Raw genomic sequence first — 17304 nt, forward strand, 5'->3', positions numbered from 1 at the left:
CAGCCCGCCCAGCCACCACGGCCGCGCCGTCATCCGCGCCACCGCCGCCCCGAAACCGAACAGCCCCAGCACGCTCATCACCACGGCCACCACCAGCCCCGACGCTCCGAAGAGGAACGGCGCCAGCGGCACCAGCGCTCCGGCGGCGAACGCGCAGAAGGAGGACCCGGCGGCAACGTACGGTGAGGGCAGGTCGTCGGGATCCACGCCCAGTTCCTCGCGGACGTGCACCCGCAGCGCCTGCTCGGGATCGGCGGACAGCCCCTCGGCCACCCGGTGCGCCAGCTCGGGGTCGAGCCCTCGCTCCTGGTAGAGGGCCGCCAGCTCGGCCAGCTCGCCCTTGGGGTTCCTGGCCAGCTCGCGCCGCTCGACGGCGATCTCCGCCCGCATCAGCTCCGTCTGGGACTTCACCGACGTGTACTCCCCGGCGGCCATGGAACACGCGCCCGCGACCAGACCGGCGAACCCGGCCAGCACCGCGCCGCGCCCGGCTCCCGCCGCCCCCACGACGCCGGCGATCAACGCGAAGTTGGACACGAGCCCGTCCATCGCCCCGAACACGGCCGGGCGCAGCCAGCCGCCGGTCACGTCCCGGTGGCTGTGATGCTTCTCGGGCGAGTGCGGCCGGGCGAGCTCGATGGTCATGCAGTTCCTCCGCTTTCATATGCCTCTTTCGGAAATGTAGGCATATGTCCAGAAGATCCGCAACGAAGGAGAGGCTTCCCTGACCTGGCCTTTCCGCCGTAACGCAAGCCCCTGCGGGTCAAGAATGCGCAATGTTTCACGTCACGCGACGTGACTGCACGAACGCGCACGGCCGCCCATGGGTGTTGTCGGAGACGTCCACCGGCGGCGCCGGGAGACGAGATCCGATCAGGCGTGCACCGGGGATGCGGTGGCAGGAATCTCGGTGCGAGGGCCGTGGATCATGGCCGCGCAGTCGGCGATGGCCTCCTCCAGGAGCCCGCACAGCAGCGCGTCCGGATCGGGGATGCAGGCCTGGACGATGCCGACCACCGACAACTGCACCGCATTGGGCGCGGCGTACCGGCGGAAGCCCTTCTGGGTGATCCTGGCCGCGCGGCTGAAGCGGCGCGCCTGCTCGGCGGCGTGGGGCACCTCCTCCATCACCCGAACGCTCGACTCGCTGAGCCGCCCCGGCGCAGCGCCGTCGAGCCTGGCCAGCATCTCCTCGGCCGCCAGCACCGACACCGCCAGCGCGAGCTGGCGCTCGGCCGCCGCCACCGGCAGCGCCGTGGTGGCGCAGCGCAGCGCGATCCGGGCGTCCACGCGCAGGTCGTCGCTGGCCAGGCCGATGATGGACGGGACGAGATGGACGAGCTTGGCCCGGCTCTCGTCGCCGGTGTTGTCGTTGACCAGGCGCGCGAGTGCGGCCAGCAACGGATGTGTGCAGGCCGGATGGTCGCTCCATCGTTCCCCGGCCAGGTAGGAGGCCAGCTCCATGAAGCAGGCACCGCGTTTGGGGTTGCGATGTCTGCCTCGGGACAGGACCGGCATGTGATCAAAGTGATAGTCCACGGGTGCTCCACTGCTCCACGCGATCGCCGTCTATCCAGTCTGCGCCGTCATGCGGCTCAAAGCCATCGGTTTTTCGTCCGGTCCCCTACCCGCCACGTCGCCCGTCTACCGGCTCCGTCTCAGGGGCGGCGTCTCAGGGGCGGCGTCTCAGGGTGCGGCGTCTCAGGGTGCGGCGTCTCAGGGGCGGCGACGAAGACCGCGACCGTGCGGGCCGGCACCGACAGGGCGCCGGTGGCCGGGTCGGCCGCCGAACCCCGCACCACCGCGTCTCCGGAGCCCTGCTGCACGGGGTGGAGCGACACGGCCCGTCCCGCCAGGCCGGGCATCGCCTGCACGTGCGCGTACGGTGTGGCGTTGAACACGACGGTGACGGACGTCCAGCGCGGATCGAGGCCGGTCGTGTCGACGTGCATGGTGATCAGGCCCTCCGCCGAGCCGGGGAACGACAGCCGCCGCCGCACCTCGTCCGCGGAGCCCAGGGCGAACGCCGGTGACGACGTCCTGATCCGCAGCAACTCGCCGAACGCGGCCCGGCACGCCTCGACGGCCGCGCGGCCAGGGCGCAGCCCCGGGTCCTCGAGCAGGGGTTTCGCGTACGGCCACGCGGCCTCGTTGCCGGCTCTGGGCGGCAGGCCGGCGCCGAAGCCGTTGCCCTCCGAGCAGTCCCACAACAGCCGGTTGAACCAGTCGCCCGAGTCGTAGGAGTTGCGGTCCAGCGACTTCGACCGCAGCCGCTCGCTGCCCGCGAGCACGAACGCCGTCCCCTGCGCCAGCACCACCGTGGCCAGCGAGAGCACCTGCATGCGCACCCGGTCGGCCATGGGCGTCCACTGCGGCAGCTTGTACGCCAGCGCGTCGAACAACGTCTCGTTGTCGTGCGCGTCGACGTAGGCCACCGCCTCACCCGGCGCGGCGGTGTAACCGGCGGGCGAGCCGTTGTAGTCCACCTCGCAGCCCTTCCTGCCCGACGGGAGGACGTAGTCGCGCAGGCTGCCCGTCAGCCCCACCTTGACCAGCTCCGTGCAGGCGGCCAGCCTGGCCCGCTGCTCCTCCTCGGTGCCGTTGACGGGTGCGCCGTTGGGAGCGCCCGCGAGGCCCGAGCCGAATCCCTGCACACGCGGGTCGGCGTCGAAGGGGCCGCCGCCGCGCACCGCGTCGCGCAGCCGGTCCGTGAACGTGCCGATGCCGGTGCCGGCCAGGTTGGCCTGCGTGGCCTGCTCGAACCTGGCGTCGCAGGCCACTTCGCCGAAGTTCCAGCCCTCGCCGTACAGGATGATCGACTTTCCGTCGACCCCGTCCTCGCGCAGGGTCAGCGCGTCGAGGGCCGCGCGTACGGCGAGCATGCCGGCCTTCGGGTGGTGGCCCATCAGGTCGAAGCGGAAACCGTCGACCTTGTACCGGGTCGCCCATGTGACCACGGAGTCGACGATCAGCCTGCCCATCATGGTGTGCTCGGGGGCGGTGCCGGCGCAGCACGTGGAGGTGGCCACCGTGCCGTCGTCGAGCAGCCGGTGGTAGTAGCCGGGCACGATCGGGTCGAGCACCTCGGTGGAGCAGGTGTGGTTGTAGACCACGTCCATCACGACGCGCAGCCCGGCCCGGTTGAGCGCGGCCACCATGCCGCGGAACTCCTTGGTGCGCTCGTCGGGGTCGGTCGCGTACGAGCCCTCGGGCACCGTGTAGTGCAGCGGGTCGTACCCCCAGTTGTAGGAGTCGGTCGCGGCGGTCCTCGCCACGCACTCCTGCTGCCGCTCGGACGCCGGCGGGAACGCGGCCAGGTCGCAGGCGGGCTCGCTCCGGTCGGCCGCCCGCTCGGGCACGGTGGCGAAGTCGAACACCGGCAGCAGGTGCACGTGTGTCAGCCCGTCCGCCGCCAGCGCCCGCAGTTCCCGCATCCCCGCGCCGTCGCCGCGGAAGGCGGCGTACGTGCCCCGCAGCGCGGCGGGGACGGTGGCGTCGGAGGCGGAGAAGTCGCGCACGTGCAGTTCGTAGATCGACGCCCGGTGCTGCGGCACGGCCGCGGGCTTGGCCAGCCGGTCCCAGCCGCGCGGTTTGAGCGCGGCGGCGTCGAGGTCGACGAGCCTGCTGCGCACCCCGTCGGGGGCGACGGCCAGGCTGTACGGGTCGGTCACCTCGTTCGTCACGATCCCCCCGTGCCTGGGGGAGTAGACCGTGACGAGGAACGTGTACTCGCGGCCCCACCACGTCGGCCGCCCGCGCACCGACCAGACGCCGGTCCTGTCGTCGCGCCGCATGCGGTGCACGCGGCGGCGCTCGCTCCCGGGCGCGTAGAGCGCCAGCTCGACCGTGCGTGCGGTCGGCGCCCACACCGCCAGCCTCGGGATCAGCCGTCCTGCCGGGCCCAGCCAGGCGGTGGCGGCCTCGGCGTAGACGTCGTCGAGCACGCCGGGCAGCTGCACGCCGGTCGCGGCCAGGAGCGTGCCGCCGGCGTCGCGTCCCACGGCCACGACCTGAGCGCGCAGAGCGCCCTTCACCAGGCCGGCGTCGCGCGGGTCCACCGTGAGCGCGGTGAAGGAGGCCAGGTGGGGCCACTGTCGGCGCTGCTCCTCGCTCCACGCGCCGGGTGCGAGCCGGATGAGCCGCGGGTCGCCGGTCAGCTCGCCCCCGCGCAGGGCGATGCCGCCGTCGGCGCTGAAGGCGAGCGTGTGCCGCAGCGACGGCTCGACCTGCCAGGCCACCGTGTCGCGGTCGATCCAGCACGCCCGCGCCTTGGCCGGGTCGACGTCGGCGCGCGGTGGCCCGGCCCCCTCGGCGCCGGTGCCGGCCGGCCGGCTGCGGATCACGCGGAACCTCCACCCGACGTTCACCCTGTGTGATGGCGATATTACCATTTGTCCGGCACGAGCGGCGTACCTGAGCGACGGCCGCCGCCATACTTGCTTGCAATGATTTCTGGAAATTTCAGCAACTCGCCCCGGTGCTCGGCGGCCCGCGCGCCGGCCGGCAAGCGCCGTCCGGCCGTCCATCATGTGATACAGGCGACTTCAACCTGCGGAAACGCCTGTGTATGCGGCGTCGTGCGGCTGGGGCGGCGGGCACGCGGATCAATGTAACAACTTGCAGAAATCTTGCGTTCCCATCTATCCCGGAGCGCCGCCTCGGCGTACCCTCCGGCGTACCCCGACCTCTGATCCAGACCAGCTGTGAGGACAAGGACATGCGACGACTCTTAGCGGCCGTGGCCGTGGCGGCGCTCACCCTGACGGCCACCGCCTGCGGTGGCGGAGGCGGCGAGGCCGCCGCTCCCACCGCCTCCGTCACCGACCCGGCGAAGATCACCGGTGAGCTGACCTGGTGGGACACGACCAGGCCCGACAGCGAGGGCCCGACCTTCCAGGCGTTGATCAAGGAGTTCGAGGCGCAATACCCCGGCATCAAGGTCAAATATGTGAACGTGCCGTCCGACCAGGCACAGAACCAGTTCCAGACGGCAGCGCAGGCCGGTACCGGCGCTCCCGACGTGATCCGCTCCGAGGTCGCGTGGACACCGCAGTTCGCCTCGCTGGGCTATCTGCAGCCCCTTGACGGCACACGGGCGGTGGATGACGGGTCCGACTTCCTGTCCGGGCCCTTGAGCAGCACCAAGTACAACGACAAGACCTACGCGGTGCCGCAGGTCACCGACACGCTGGCGTTGATCTACAACAGGCGGCTGCTCAAGGAGGCCGGCCACGAGGAGCCGCCCAGGACGGTCGCCGAGCTCAAGCAGGCCGCCCTCAACGTCAAGGACAAGACCGACGCCGACGGCCTGGCGCTCAACGTCGACTCCTACTTCCTGCTGCCGTTCATGTACGGCGAGGGCGGCGACCTGCTCGACGTGCAGAGCAAGAAGATCGTGGTCAACTCACCGGCCAACGTGAAGGCGATCGAGACGGTGGCCGACCTGATCAACTCCGGCGCCGCGCCCAAGCCCGCCACGACCGACAGCTACGCCAACGCCATGACGGCCCTCAAGGAGGGCAAGGCGGCCATGATCTACAACGGTCCGTGGGCGCTGTCGGAGATCTACCAGGGCAAGGAGTTCAAGGACAGATCAAACCTCGGCATCGCGCCCGTCCCGGCCGGCTCGGTCAAGGCGGGGGCCCCGACGGGCGGCTGGAACCTGGCGATCTACGCCGGGTCGAAGAACATCCCGGCCGCGTACGAGTTCGTGCGGTTCATGACCACGGTCAAGGCCCAGGCGAAGATCGCCAAGGAGATCAGCCTGCTGCCCACCCGCACCTCCGCCTACGCCGACCCCGCCGTGCAGGACAACCCCGACGTCGCCGTGTTCAAGCCGATCATGGACACCGCCGTGCCACGACCGTGGATCCCCGAGGGCGGGCAGCTTTTCCAGCCGCTGCTGGAGGGCTACCAGTCGCTCGTGGGCGGCCAGGCCACGCCCGCTGACATGCTCAAGAAGGTCGACGAGCAGTATCACGGGATCATGAAGGACTGGAGCTGACCGGTGGCAGTCTCGACCGGGCAGCCCCCGGCCGCGGGCGAGTCCGCCCGCGGCCGGAGCCGCCGCCATGACAGCCCCGGGAGGCTGAGACGCGCCCTGTCGTCCCACTGGTACGCCTGGGCGATGATCGCGCCGGTGGCCGTCGTGATGCTGGTGCTGATCGGCTGGCCGCTGGCCAGGGGCGTCTACCTGTCGCTGACCGACGCGACCGAGGCCAACATGGGCCGCACCATAGGGGTCAATGTGATCCCGTCCACGTACGAGTTCGTCGGCCTGGACAACTACCTCCAGATCCTGACCAGCGGCCTGTTCTGGGACAAGGTGCTCTGGACCGTGACGTGGACGGTGGCGTGCGTCGGCCTCCACTACGGCATCGGGCTCGGCCTGGCCGTCATGCTCAACCGCGAGCTGCGCCTGCGCTCGCTCTACCGGGTGCTGCTGATCCTGCCCTGGGCCGTGCCGGCGTTCGTGGCCGCGTTCATCTGGCGCTACCTCTACAACAGCGACTACGGCGTGATCAACGGCTTCCTCAAGGTGGCCGGGCTCTCCGGCGTGGGATGGCTGGACGACCCGGTCACCGCGAAGATCGCGGTGATCGCGGTCAACGTGTGGATCGGGGTGCCGTTCATGATGGTCGCCATGCTCGGCGGCCTGCAGTCGATCCCGGCCGAGCTGTACGAGGCGGCCGAGGTCGACGGCGCCTCGTCGTGGCAGCGCTTCAAGGCGATCACGCTGCCCGGGCTGCGGCAGGTCTCCACGACCGTGGTCCTGCTCGGGACGATCTGGACGTTCAACATGTTCCCGATCATCTTCCTGGTCACGCGGGGCGGTCCGGGAAGCGAGACCGAGATCCTCGTCACCTACGCCTTCCGCGAGGCCTTCACCGGCATCCGCAACTACTCCGGCTCGGCCGCGTGGGGCGTGATCATCCTCGCCATGCTGGTCGTGCTGGCCGTCGGCTACCGTCGCACCCTGCGCAGTCAAGGAGACCCCTGGTGACCCCCGTGACCCGGCCCCGCGGCGAGCGGGGACCCCTGGCCTCCATCGGCCTGCACGCCGGCCTGCTCATCGCCGTGGCGATCTCGCTGTTCCCCGTCGTGTGGCTGGTGCTCACCTCGCTCAAACCACGCGACAGCTGGCTGTCGGCCGAGCTGCAGCTGTTCAACGACTCCTCGCTCGACAACTACGCCCGCGTGCTGACCTCCACCCAGTTCCCGCAGTGGCTGCTCAACAGCGTGCTCACGGCGGGGCTGACCATGGTGCTCGGCGTGTTCCTCGCCGCGACCACCGGCTACGCCGTCAGCCGCTTCCGTTTCCCCGGCCACCGCTCGGTCATGTGGCTGCTGCTGATCACCCAGATGTTCCCCGTGGCCATCCTCATCGTCCCCCTCTACAACCTGATGGCCGGGCTCGGCCTGCTCAACCAGATCCCCGGCCTGGTGATCGCCTACATGACGATCGCGGTGCCCTTCTGCGCCTGGATGATGAAGAGCTACTTCGACACCGTGCCGGTGGAGATCGACCAGGCGGCGATGGTGGACGGGCTGACGCCGTTCGGCACGTTCTGGCGGGTCGTGCTGCCGCTGGCCCGGCCGGGCATCGCGGTGACCGCCTTCTACTGCTTCATGACCGCCTGGGGCGAGGTCGGCTACGCCACGGTGTTCATGTCGCAGGAGGACAAGCGCACGCTCGGGGTGGGCCTGCAGCAGTTCGTCGGCCAGCACTGGTCGGACTGGGGGTTGATGACCGCCTCCGCGGTGCTCATCGCCATCCCCGCGGGCGCGGTCTTCCTCCTGGTGCAGCGCCACCTGATCACAGGGCTCACCGCCGGAGCGACCAAAGCGTAAAGTATTCGATCGACAACTGTACGCGACGCCATCGCCGCAGGATCCTTGTCCACATGGACGGTTTCCTGGACGAGACCTGCGGCGGGGTGACGGAGCTGCGCGTCCACGGCGTCTCCGGCACGCCGCCGGCGGGCATGCTCAACCACCCCCATCCCCGACTGGTCGCCGGCGACGGCACGACGGGTTTCTACCGGCGCTGGTGGACGGCGGGCCGGCCGGTGAGCGACCGCGCCGACGTGCCGCGCGTGCGCCGGCGGGAGGCGTACGCGTGGGGCGGCCTCACCTCCGGTGGGCGCACGATCGCGTTGTGGCTGCTCCTGCTGCCGTTCTCGCTGGCGAACCTGTCCTACTTCATGCTGCCCAGGCCGCGGGGCGGCGACCGGCTGCGGCACGCGACGGAGGCGGCGCAGCGGCTGTTCGCCCTGCTGCTCACCGGGACCCTCGTCGGCGCCGTGACCAGGTCCTGCGTGGACCTCGTCGGCTGGCAGTGCACGGCCGCGGGACGGTCCTGCACCGACGAGTTCGCGCCCGAGTGGTTGCGGTGGATGGGCGAGATGTGGGCGTACGAGCCGTCCAAGCGCCTGGCCGTCACCTCGCTGGCGCCGCTCCTGGTGGTCGTCCTGCTGTGGTGGATCGCCCGCCGCACGTGGCGCCGCGACGAGCGCAAGGTCGTCCCCACGCCAGAACCCGCCCAGGGTCCTGCCGAAGACCCCGGCGACGGGTCCGGGGGCGATGCGGGGGACGATCTCGAAGGCGGTTCCGGCGGGGAGCGTGGGGCGGCGCGTGAGCGGTTGCTGCTGGAGCGGGCGCGGTTGTGGCACGGCGGCGCTCCGGTGTGGCGGCTGCGCGTCGTGCACGTCGGCTTCGCGATCGCCTCGATCGGGCTGGCCGTGGCCGCCCCGTTCGCGGGCACCCCGCTGGGGCTCTCGCTCACCTGGGCGAACGCGGGTGTCGAGCTCGCCGCCGCCGTGCTGGTGGTGTTGCCGTGGACCGGCCGGCGGCTGGACCCGCGCTCCGGCGCGCGCGAGCCCGCCTGGCTCAGGGTCGCGTGCCACACGCTGCGGGTGGCCGCGCCGCTGGTCTTCGTGGTCACGTTCTGGGCGGCGATGGGCGGGCTGCCGCAGAGCGCGGAGGGGCTCATGCTGCCCGGAGTGGGCGCGGGGCAGGTCCAGTTCGCGCTCATGCTGGGGCTCGGGGCGTTCATCCTGGCCGCAACCTGGGTGCTGGCCCGCATGGACGGCCCGTGCCGCGACCCGCTCGACCGGCCGGCGATGGGCGGGCTCGCCGCGTGGTTCATGCTGATGGTGGCCGCGGGCTCCGCGAACGTGCTGGCGCTCGGCGTGCCGTTCTGGACCGCCACGTTCTTCGGCGTCCCCGGCACCCCGGACGAGCCGGGGCCGCTCGGGAGGAAACTCTTCATCGACGATCCGGTCTGGTGGACGGCCGCCCTGGTGCCGCTGCTGGCGGTGGCGTTCGGCGGGGTGGCGGTGGCCCTCTGGCTGATCCGCCGCGCCGAGACGCGCAGGCTGGCGCCCGAGCTGACGGAACACTACGGGGAGCGCGGCGGACCCGCGGTCGCGCGCAAGTGGGCGCTGGCCGCGCTCACCGACCGGGCCGGGCTGGTGCTGGGCGTCCTCACCGGCATCGGGGTGGCCGGGTTCGCCGTGGTGACCGTGATCAGCCAGCTACGTCTGTACACACCGACGGCGGGGTTCGCGGGTCTGCTCGCCTCGATCGGGAGCTGGGCCACGGCGGCGACCGTCGTCGGCCTGGCGCTGCTGGGCCGCCGCACCTACGGCAGCTCACGGCTGCGCAGAACGGTCGGGATCGTCTGGGACGTGTCCACCTTCTGGCCCAGGGCCATCCACCCGCTGGCCCCGCCCTGCTACACCGAGCGGGTCATGCCCGAGCTGATGGCCCGGGTCGGCCGGCTGGCCGCGACCGACCGTGACACCGTGGTGCTGTCCGGGCACAGCCAGGGCAGCGTCATCGCGGCCGCGCTGGTCCTGCAGCTCGATCCCGTCATGCGCGGGCGCGTCAGGCTGCTCACCCACGGCTCGCCGCTGCGCCGCCTGTACGCCCCCTTCTTCCCCGCCTACTTCGGCGGCGACGGCCTGCCCGCCGTGCGTGAGGCGGTCGCCTGGCGCAACCTGTACCGGCTGAGCGACCCCATCGGCGGCCCCGCGTTCCGCCGCGTCGACCCCCTGGCCGCCGAACCCGGCCGCGGCAACACGGTCGACCGGTTCTGCTGGGACCCGCTCCGGCCCGCGCCCGGCGACCCGCTGCCGGAGGCGCGCTGGCACTCGGGTTACTGGCTCGACCCGCCCTACCACGACGAGCTGGCCAGACTGATCACCCCGAGCCTGCCGCCCGATCGCACGGTCCGGTAGGGGCCGGGGAGGTGACGCGGCTCACCAGGTCAGGACGAGTTCCTCGGGGGCGCGGTGGATCAGGGTGGCGGCCATGGTGACGTCGTCGCCGGCGAGGCGGATCCCGGGCAGCTCGCGTACGAGCAGTTCCAGCGTGACCCGCAGTTGCTCGCGGGCCAGCAGCGCGCCGGGGCAGCCGTGCACGCCGTGCCCGAACGACAGGTGACGCGCCGGCTCCCGCGCGATGTCGAAGACGTCCGGCTCGGTGAACACGGTCTCGTCGCGCCCCGCCGAGGCGAACGACACGAACACCGTGTCGCCTTCGCCCAGCTCCGTGCCGCTCAGCGTGAGCGGCCTGGTGACCCGGCGGCGGAAGCCCTGCACCGGCGCCTCGAACCTGGCCGCCTCCTCGATCGCCGCCGGGATCAGCTCGGGCCGCGCGCACAGCAGCTCCCACTGGCGGCGGTCGCGCAGCAGGTGGTGCACGGCGGTGCCGAGCAGCGCGGTGGTGGTCAGGTGGCCGGCCAGCATGAGGTTCTGGGTGTTGGAGACGATCTCGTCGCGCTGCCGGCCGGTCGGTTCGCCGGGGCCGGGGGCCAGGCCGCGGACCAGCTCTCCGGTGAGGTTCTCCTGGTCGCGCGCACGTGCGGCGTGCGCGACGAGCCGGTGCCGCAGCGCGGCGACCTCGCGGGCGGCGGCGATCTGCTCGTCCTCCGGCATGGCGGTGAAGATCAGGTTCTCGGCGCGGTCGCCCGCCCGGACGGCGGCGGGTACGTCGGCGGGGTCGAGTCCGAGCAGGTGGCCGATGACCGTGGCGGGCAGCGGCCGGGCGTAGCCGCCCATCCACTCCACCCGGCCCTCCGCCGCGAACGACCTGACCAGCTCGGCCGCGGTGGCCTGGATGAACGGTCGTGCGGCGGCGACCTTGGCGGCCGACAGGCCACGGGTGAGCGGCCTGCGGTAACGCTGGTGCGCCTCGCCGTCCGAGCTGAGCACCACGGGGGCGTTGCCGGGCGCGGCGGCCAGCTCGGCGAACGCGCGCCGGCTCGGCGTCACGTCGCCGCGGAAGGCGCCCTGGGAGGAGAAGTCGGCCGGCCGGCTCAGCACCTCGCGCACGTCCGCGTGCCTGGTCACGAGCCAGGCGTCCAGCTCGCCGGAGAACGTCAGCCCCGAGGTGGCGCGGGCGCGGGCGTAGACGGGGTACGGGTCACGGTAGAAGGCCTCTCGATCCACACGTTCCATCGTGGTGGGCGGCGCGCGAGGCCCACAAGATCTGAAATTTTCTTTTGGTTCATGCGTAAGCCTTGAAAGTTATAACCATGAACGATTGAGTTCGGTCGTGCAGACCCTCAGATTGCTGGCCGCCGCCGCGCTCGTGTTAGCCCCCGTGGCCCTGAGCGTGCCCGCGCAGGCCGATCCCGCACCCCCCGCAGAGGACGCTCCCCCGGCGTCGTCCTACCCGCCGCCGTCCACGCTGATCACCAAGGCCGCCGAAGGACGGCAGCGGCTGGAGACGACCAAGAGGACCCGGCCGGTCGCGCCGGGCATCTCGCTCACCTCGTTCGACACCTACGACCCGCTCGGCTGGCTGCGCGCCGACGCGATCACCGCAGACCTCGGCGGAGCCAGGGCGGACTACGTGTTCTCCGGCGAGGTGTCCAAGACCGAGCCGCTGTCCGGTCCCGCCAGGCGTTCCCACGCCGTCGCGGCCGTCAACGGCGACTTCTTCGACATCAACAACTCCGGCGCCGCCCAGGGCATCGGCGTCCAGGACGGCACGCTCGTCCAGTCGCCCGTCGCCGGGCACGAGAACGCGGTCGCGATCACCGGCGAGGGCGTCGGACGCGTGCTCAAGATGTACTTCGAGGGAACCGCCACGCCCGACGGCGGCTCGCCGATCACGCTCACCCAGTTCAACCAGATCGTGCAGGACGGCGGCGTGGGCCTCTTCACGCCGCTGTGGGGCTCCTACAACCGCGCCCGCGCCGTCGAGGGCGCCACGTCCGTCGCCGAGGTCGTCATGAAGGACGGCGTCGTCACCGAGGTACGCACCTCCGCGGGCACCGGCCCGATCCCGGCGGGCACCTCGGTCCTGCTCGGCCGCGACGCCGGAGCAGAGGCGCTGTCCGCGCTGGAGCAGGGCGACCGGGTCGACGTGAAGTACCAGCCCAAGGCGTCGGACGGCAGTACGGTCAAGGCGGCCGTCGGCGGCAACTGGGTGCTGGTCAAGGACGGCGCCGCGCAGAACTCCACCGACACCAGCGCCCACCCGCGCACCGCCGTCGGGTTCTCGGCCGACGGCAGAAAGATGTACCTGCTGACCGTGGACGGCCGCCAGGCCGACAGCCGCGGCGTCACGCTCAACGAGCTCGCGGCCATGATGGTCGAGCTGGGCGCGGCCAACGCGCTCAACCTCGACGGCGGCGGCTCCTCCACCATGCTCGCCCGCGAGCCCGGCTCGGCCGACGTGCAGGTGGAGAACAGCCCGTCCGACGGCGGCGAGCGGCACGTCCCCAACGGCCTCGCGCTCTACGCGCCCGGGGGCAGCGGCAAGCTGAAGGGCTTCTGGCTGGAGACCGCGAGCGACCCCGCCAGGGCGCCCGGCGTCGCGCCCGTCGCCGGTGGGCGCCCCGACCGGGTCTTCCCCGGCCTCACCAGGCGCCTGACCGCCGCCGGGTACGACGAGACGTACGGTCCCGCCCAGGGCGAGCCCTCCTGGCGGGCGAAGCCCGCCGTGCACGGCATCGTCCGCGACGGCAGGTTCCACGCCCTCGTGCCCGGCCAGACCACCGTCACCGCCTCCCGCGGGCGCGCCGAGGGCAGCATCGAGCTGACCGTCCTGCAGCCCCTCCAGCGGCTCGGCACCACCGCCGACCGGCTCGGCATCGCCGGAGCGGACGGCGTGGCCACGTTCGGCGTGGTCGGTTACGACCGCAACGGCAACTCCGCGCCCATCGAGCCCGCCGACCTCAAGGTCGACTACGACAAGAGCCTGTTCGAGGTGAGCGCCGCCGAGCACGGGGCCTTCACCGTCAAAGCGAAGAAGGGCTCGGGAGCGGGGCTGATCACCGCCAAGGTCGGCAAGCTCACCACCGCCGTGCCCGTCACCGTGGGCTTCGACGAGAAACCGGTCGCCGACTTCGAGGACGCGGGCTCGTGGACGTTCGCCGCCGCCCGCGCCACCGGTTCGCTGGAGGCCGCGCCCGGGCACGACGGCGGCGGGCTCAAACTGTCGTACGACTTCTCGACCTCGACCGCCACCCGGGCCGCGTACGCCAGCCCGCCGCAGCCGATCGAGGTGGAGGGGCAGGCGCAGGCGTTCGGGCTCTGGATCCACTCCAGCGGCAAGGGGGAGTGGCCGAGCCTCGAGTTCTACGACGCGCAGGGGCAGTCGCAGGTCCTGCGCGGGCCGTACATGACGTGGACCGGCTGGAAGTACGTCGAGTTCGCCGTGCCGCCCGGCGTCGACCATCCGCTGCGGCTGCGGCGCTTCTACGTGGCCGAGACCAAGGCCGACGCGCAGTACACCAACGAGATCATGATCGACGGCCTGGTCGCCAAGGTGCCGCCGCCGGTCGACGCGCCGCCCGCGCCCAAGGTCGCCGACCCGGTGGTCAGGACCGACGTGGCGAAGATGCCGTGGCGGTTCGCGGTCATGTCGGACGCGCAGTTCGTGGCCAGGGAGCCGGACAGCGACCTCGTCGGGAACGCCCGCCGCACGCTGCGCGAGATCAAGGCGGCCAAGCCGGATTTCCTGGTCATCAACGGTGATCTGGTGGACGAGGCGTCGCCGGAGGACTTCGCGCTGGCCAAACGCATTCTCGACGAGGAACTGGGCGGGAAGCTGAAATATCACTACATCCCCGGCAACCATGAGGTCATGGGCGGCGCGATCGACAACTTCAAGGCCGCGTTCGGCGACACGTACACGACCTTCGACCACAGAGGCACCCGCTTCATCACCCTGGACACCTCCCGCCTGAACCTGCGAGGCGGCGGCTTCGAGCAGGTGGCCATGCTGAGGTCCGAGCTGGACAAGGCGGCGAAGGACTCCTCGATCGGATCGGTCACCGTGCTGTTCCACGTCCCGCCGCGCGACCCCACGCCGGGCAAGGGCAGCCAGCTCGGCGACAGGAAGGAGGCGGCGCTCGTGGAGGGCTGGCTGGCCGACTTCCAGCGCACCACCGGCAAGGGCGCCGCCTACATCGGGGCGCACGTGGGGACGTTCCACGCCGCTCACGTGGACGCGGTGCCGTACTTCATCAACGGCAACTCCGGCAAGAACCCCGCCACCGCACCCGAGGACGGCGGGTTCACCGGCTGGTCGCTCTGGGGCGTCGACCCGGTCACGTCGGCCGAGGCCGAGCGTGTCAGGCGCAACTGGTTCGCCGACGCGCCCGGCTGGATCGGCACCCAGGTGCGCCCCCACGTGGACGAGCTCACGCTGACCGTCCCCGCCACCGTCGCCGTCGGCGCGGACACCGAGGTGAGCGCCGCCGTCAAGCAGGACGACACGACGGTGCCCGCCGCCTACCCCGTCTCGGTGGCGTGGTCGGGGTCGCCCAACCTGCACGTCGGCAGCCGCAGGACGGCCAAACCCTGGCACGTCGCCGTGCTCGACCCCGGCAAGGGCACGCTCACGGCGCTGCGCCAGGGGAAGGTGACGGTCGCCGTCACCGTCAACGGCGTCACCGAGCAGGCGTCGGTGAGCGCCACAGCCAAGGGCGGCGCCAAGGCGGCCGCCTGACCCTCGCCTGAAGCTCGGGCCGCGCCGCGCGATCGAGGCGCGGCGCGGCCCGAGCGGCATTCCCGTCCTGGACGCGAGATGCGGGCGTTGTATAGCCTTTCAGGAGGTTTTCCTGGTGCTCGAGGAGCCAATGGACAGACTCTCTGACGACGACCTGGCGCTGCTGCTCCTGATCCGCTCCTTCGAGCTGAAACTCCTCGACCTGTTCGAGCGGGGCGAGCTCAACGGCACCACCCACACCTGCCTCGGCCAGGAGTACGTCCCCGTCTCCCTGCGCCCGCTGCTGCGCGAGCCCGACTGGGTGTTCAGCAACCACCGGGGACACGGCCACTACCTGGCCAGGTTCGGCGACCCCGAAGGGCTGCTCGCCGAGATCATGGGCAGGAAGGGCGCCGTCTGTGAGGGCGTCGGCGGCAGCCAGCACCTGCGTCGGGGCCGCTACCTGTCGACCGGGGTGCAGGGCCAGAGCCTCCCGGTCGCCGCCGGCGTGGCACTGCGGCTCAAGCGTGACGAGCCGGGCGCGCTGGCGTGCGTCCACATCGGGGACGGCACGTGGGGCGAGGGGGCCGTGTACGAGGCCCTGAACCTGGCGCAACTGTGGCGCCTGCCGCTGCTCGTCGTGGTCGAGCACAACGGCATCGCGCAGTCCACGCCCACGGCCCTCCAGATGGCGGGCACCATCGAGGACCGGGCGCGGGCGTTCGGCATCGCTCATCACCACGTGGACGTCTTCGACCTGTCCCGCATCCGGGCCGGGCTGGCGCCCCTGATCGACTCCCTCCGCGCCGACCCGCGGCCCCTGATCGTCGAGTTCGCCACCCACCGCCTCGGTCCCCACAGCAAGGGCGACGACACCCGCCCGTCAGGCTTCCCCCGCACCGACTGGTACGCCGCCTACCAGGCCGCGCACCCAGCCCAGTCGGCGAGGATCGAGGCGGAGGCGCGGGCCCGCGTCGACGAGATCGCCGCCGACGTGTCCGCCCGCCCGGCGGCGACCTGGACGACGGCGTGAGCCCGGCCGAGCCTCCCGGCCGTCCCGGCTCCGGCGTCCCGCCGGGCGCGGCCCGCGGCGGCGACCGGGTGGGCGAGGACCTCAACCGCGCACTCCACGGCCTCCTGGACGACGACTCCTCCGTGTACGTCCTCGGCGAGGACCTGCTCGACCCCTACGGGGGCGCCTTCAAGATCACCAAGGGCCTGTCGACCCGTTTCCCCGACCGCGTCCTGACCACCCCGCTCAGCGAGGGGACCATCGTCGGGGCGGCCTCCGGGCTGGCACTCGCGGGCGGCAAGGCGATCGCCGAGATCATGTTCGCCGACTTCGCCGCGCTCGCCTTCGACCAGATCCTCAACTTCGCCAGCAAGTCCGTCACCATGTACGGCGCCCGCGTCCCCGTGCCGCTGGTCATCCGCTGCCCCTCGGGAGGCCACCGAGGTTACGGCCCCACGCACAGCCAGAGCCCGCAGAAACACTTCATCGGCATCCCCGGCCTGTCACTGTTCGAGATGTCGCCGTTCCACGACAACCGGGCCGTGCTCGACCGCATGCTGGCCCTGCGCGAGCCGTGCCTGTTCTTCGAGGACAAGGTGCTCTACACACGGCGCATGTACCCGCCTGGGGTTGCGGAGGAGCTGTTCCGATGGGATCTGGCGGGCGACGTCGCGGTGGTGCGCCTCGACCCGGGCCCCGCGCCGGCCGGCGACCCCTCTGGCTGCCTGGACGTCCCTTCCGGCGACCTCGACTACGTCGTGATCGTCCCCGGAGGGCTGGCGCACCGGGCGCTGGCGGCCATGCGAGCCCTGCTGCTCGACCACGACCTGGCCGGCGTGCTCCTGGTCCCCTCCCGGCTCTACCCCTTCGACCCGGCGCCCCTCCTCGACCTGCTCGGACGGGCGCCGCTGATCTGCGTCGCGGAGGACGGCAGCGCGGGCGGCACCTGGGGCGGCCACGTCGCCGCCGACCTGCACACACGGCTCTGGGGGCGGCTCCGGCGGCCGGTCAAGCTGGTCAGCTCGGCCGACAGCGTCATCCCCACGGCCGCCCACCTGGAACGGGACGTGCTGGTGCAGGACGGCACGATCCGACGCGCCGTACGGGAAGGGCTCGATGGCTGAGATCCGGGTGCCCAAGCTCAACACGAACGACTCGGCGTACGTGCTGGCCGCCTGGCTCGTGCGGGACGGGGAGCCGGTGCGGGCGGGCGAGGCGGTGGCGGAGGTGGAGACGTCGAAGACGGTGGAGGAACTGGTCAGCGAGCACGACGGCGTCCTGACTCACCTGGCGCCGGCGGGCCGCGACATCACCCCCGGCGACCCTGTCGCCCGCGTCACCTCCCC

The 17304-nt window shown here is 71.9% G+C and carries 12 protein-coding genes; 8 read left to right on the forward strand and 4 right to left on the reverse strand.

The genetic code is table 11. The annotated features are described in order from the left end of the window. From E1267_RS35180 to pulA, 3 genes are all read right to left on the reverse strand, one after another. Positions 1-645: VIT1/CCC1 transporter family protein (locus E1267_RS35180; RefSeq protein ID WP_132339180.1), on the reverse strand; the 645-nt coding region annotated here is incomplete at its 3' end. A 228-nt stretch (positions 646-873) separates the two neighbouring features. Further along, on the reverse strand, positions 874-1539 hold the full coding sequence (locus E1267_RS35185) for a hypothetical protein (protein WP_246064452.1): 666 nt from the start codon (positions 1537-1539) through the stop codon (positions 874-876). A 119-nt stretch (positions 1540-1658) separates the two neighbouring features. Next, complete coding sequence (gene pulA, locus E1267_RS35190; RefSeq protein ID WP_246064453.1) at positions 1659-4343, reverse strand: pullulanase-type alpha-1,6-glucosidase; 2685 nt, start codon at positions 4341-4343, stop codon at positions 1659-1661. A 374-nt stretch (positions 4344-4717) separates the two neighbouring features. On the opposite strand from pulA, the gene E1267_RS35195 reads away from it, so the two are divergent. From E1267_RS35195 to E1267_RS35210, 4 genes are read left to right on the forward strand one after another with little or no spacing between them, the layout of a single operon-like run. Next, a complete protein-coding gene (locus tag E1267_RS35195; RefSeq protein ID WP_132339184.1) occupies positions 4718-6004 on the forward strand; it encodes an extracellular solute-binding protein in 1287 nt (428 codons plus the stop codon). Between the two features lie 3 nt (positions 6005-6007). Next, positions 6008-7003, forward strand: coding sequence for a carbohydrate ABC transporter permease (locus E1267_RS35200; RefSeq protein ID WP_132339186.1), 996 nt, complete (start codon positions 6008-6010; stop codon positions 7001-7003). Beyond that, positions 7000-7851: a sugar ABC transporter permease gene (locus E1267_RS35205; RefSeq protein WP_246064454.1), complete on the forward strand. Its 852-nt coding sequence runs from the start codon at positions 7000-7002 to the stop codon at positions 7849-7851. Before E1267_RS35200 ends, E1267_RS35205 begins: the two co-directional genes overlap by 4 nt. A gap of 53 nt (positions 7852-7904) precedes the next feature. Continuing rightward, complete coding sequence (locus E1267_RS35210) at positions 7905-10241, forward strand: hypothetical protein (protein ID WP_132339188.1); 2337 nt, start codon at positions 7905-7907, stop codon at positions 10239-10241. A 21-nt stretch (positions 10242-10262) separates the two neighbouring features. Here E1267_RS35210 and E1267_RS35215 read toward each other — a convergent pair whose 3' ends face one another. Beyond that, positions 10263-11453, reverse strand: coding sequence for a cytochrome P450 (locus E1267_RS35215; RefSeq protein ID WP_425465115.1), 1191 nt, complete (start codon positions 11451-11453; stop codon positions 10263-10265). 106 nt (positions 11454-11559) lie between these two features. Between E1267_RS35215 and E1267_RS35220 the strand changes: the two genes are divergently transcribed. The 4 genes from E1267_RS35220 to E1267_RS35235 all read left to right on the forward strand — a co-directional run. Next, entirely contained in the window at positions 11560-14967 is a 3408-nt protein-coding gene (locus E1267_RS35220; RefSeq protein WP_246064455.1) for a phosphodiester glycosidase family protein, read from the forward strand. A 130-nt stretch (positions 14968-15097) separates the two neighbouring features. After that, on the forward strand, positions 15098-15979 hold the full coding sequence (locus tag E1267_RS35225; protein WP_132339192.1) for a thiamine pyrophosphate-dependent dehydrogenase E1 component subunit alpha: 882 nt from the start codon (positions 15098-15100) through the stop codon (positions 15977-15979). Continuing rightward, on the forward strand, positions 15976-17082 hold the full coding sequence (locus tag E1267_RS35230) for an alpha-ketoacid dehydrogenase subunit beta (protein ID WP_132339194.1): 1107 nt from the start codon (positions 15976-15978) through the stop codon (positions 17080-17082). The genes E1267_RS35225 and E1267_RS35230 overlap by 4 nt, the downstream gene beginning before the upstream one ends. Beyond that, a partial coding sequence (locus tag E1267_RS35235; RefSeq protein WP_220449829.1) for a lipoyl domain-containing protein occupies positions 17075-17304 on the forward strand: 230 nt, incomplete at its 3' end. The genes E1267_RS35230 and E1267_RS35235, both read left to right, overlap by 8 nt.

Origin of the sequence: Nonomuraea longispora (assembly GCF_004348345.1) — a bacterium.
GTDB classification, from domain to species: Bacteria; Actinomycetota; Actinomycetes; order Streptosporangiales; family Streptosporangiaceae; genus Nonomuraea; species Nonomuraea longispora.

Coding starts and splice junctions, on each gene's coding strand:
- E1267_RS35195 (WP_132339184.1), top strand. CDS start 4,718: ATGCGACGACTCTTAGCGGCCGTGGCCGTGGCGGCGCTCACCCTGACG.
- E1267_RS35225 (WP_132339192.1), top strand. CDS start 15,098: ATGGACAGACTCTCTGACGACGACCTGGCGCTGCTGCTCCTGATCCGC.
- E1267_RS35210 (WP_132339188.1), top strand. CDS start 7,905: ATGGACGGTTTCCTGGACGAGACCTGCGGCGGGGTGACGGAGCTGCGC.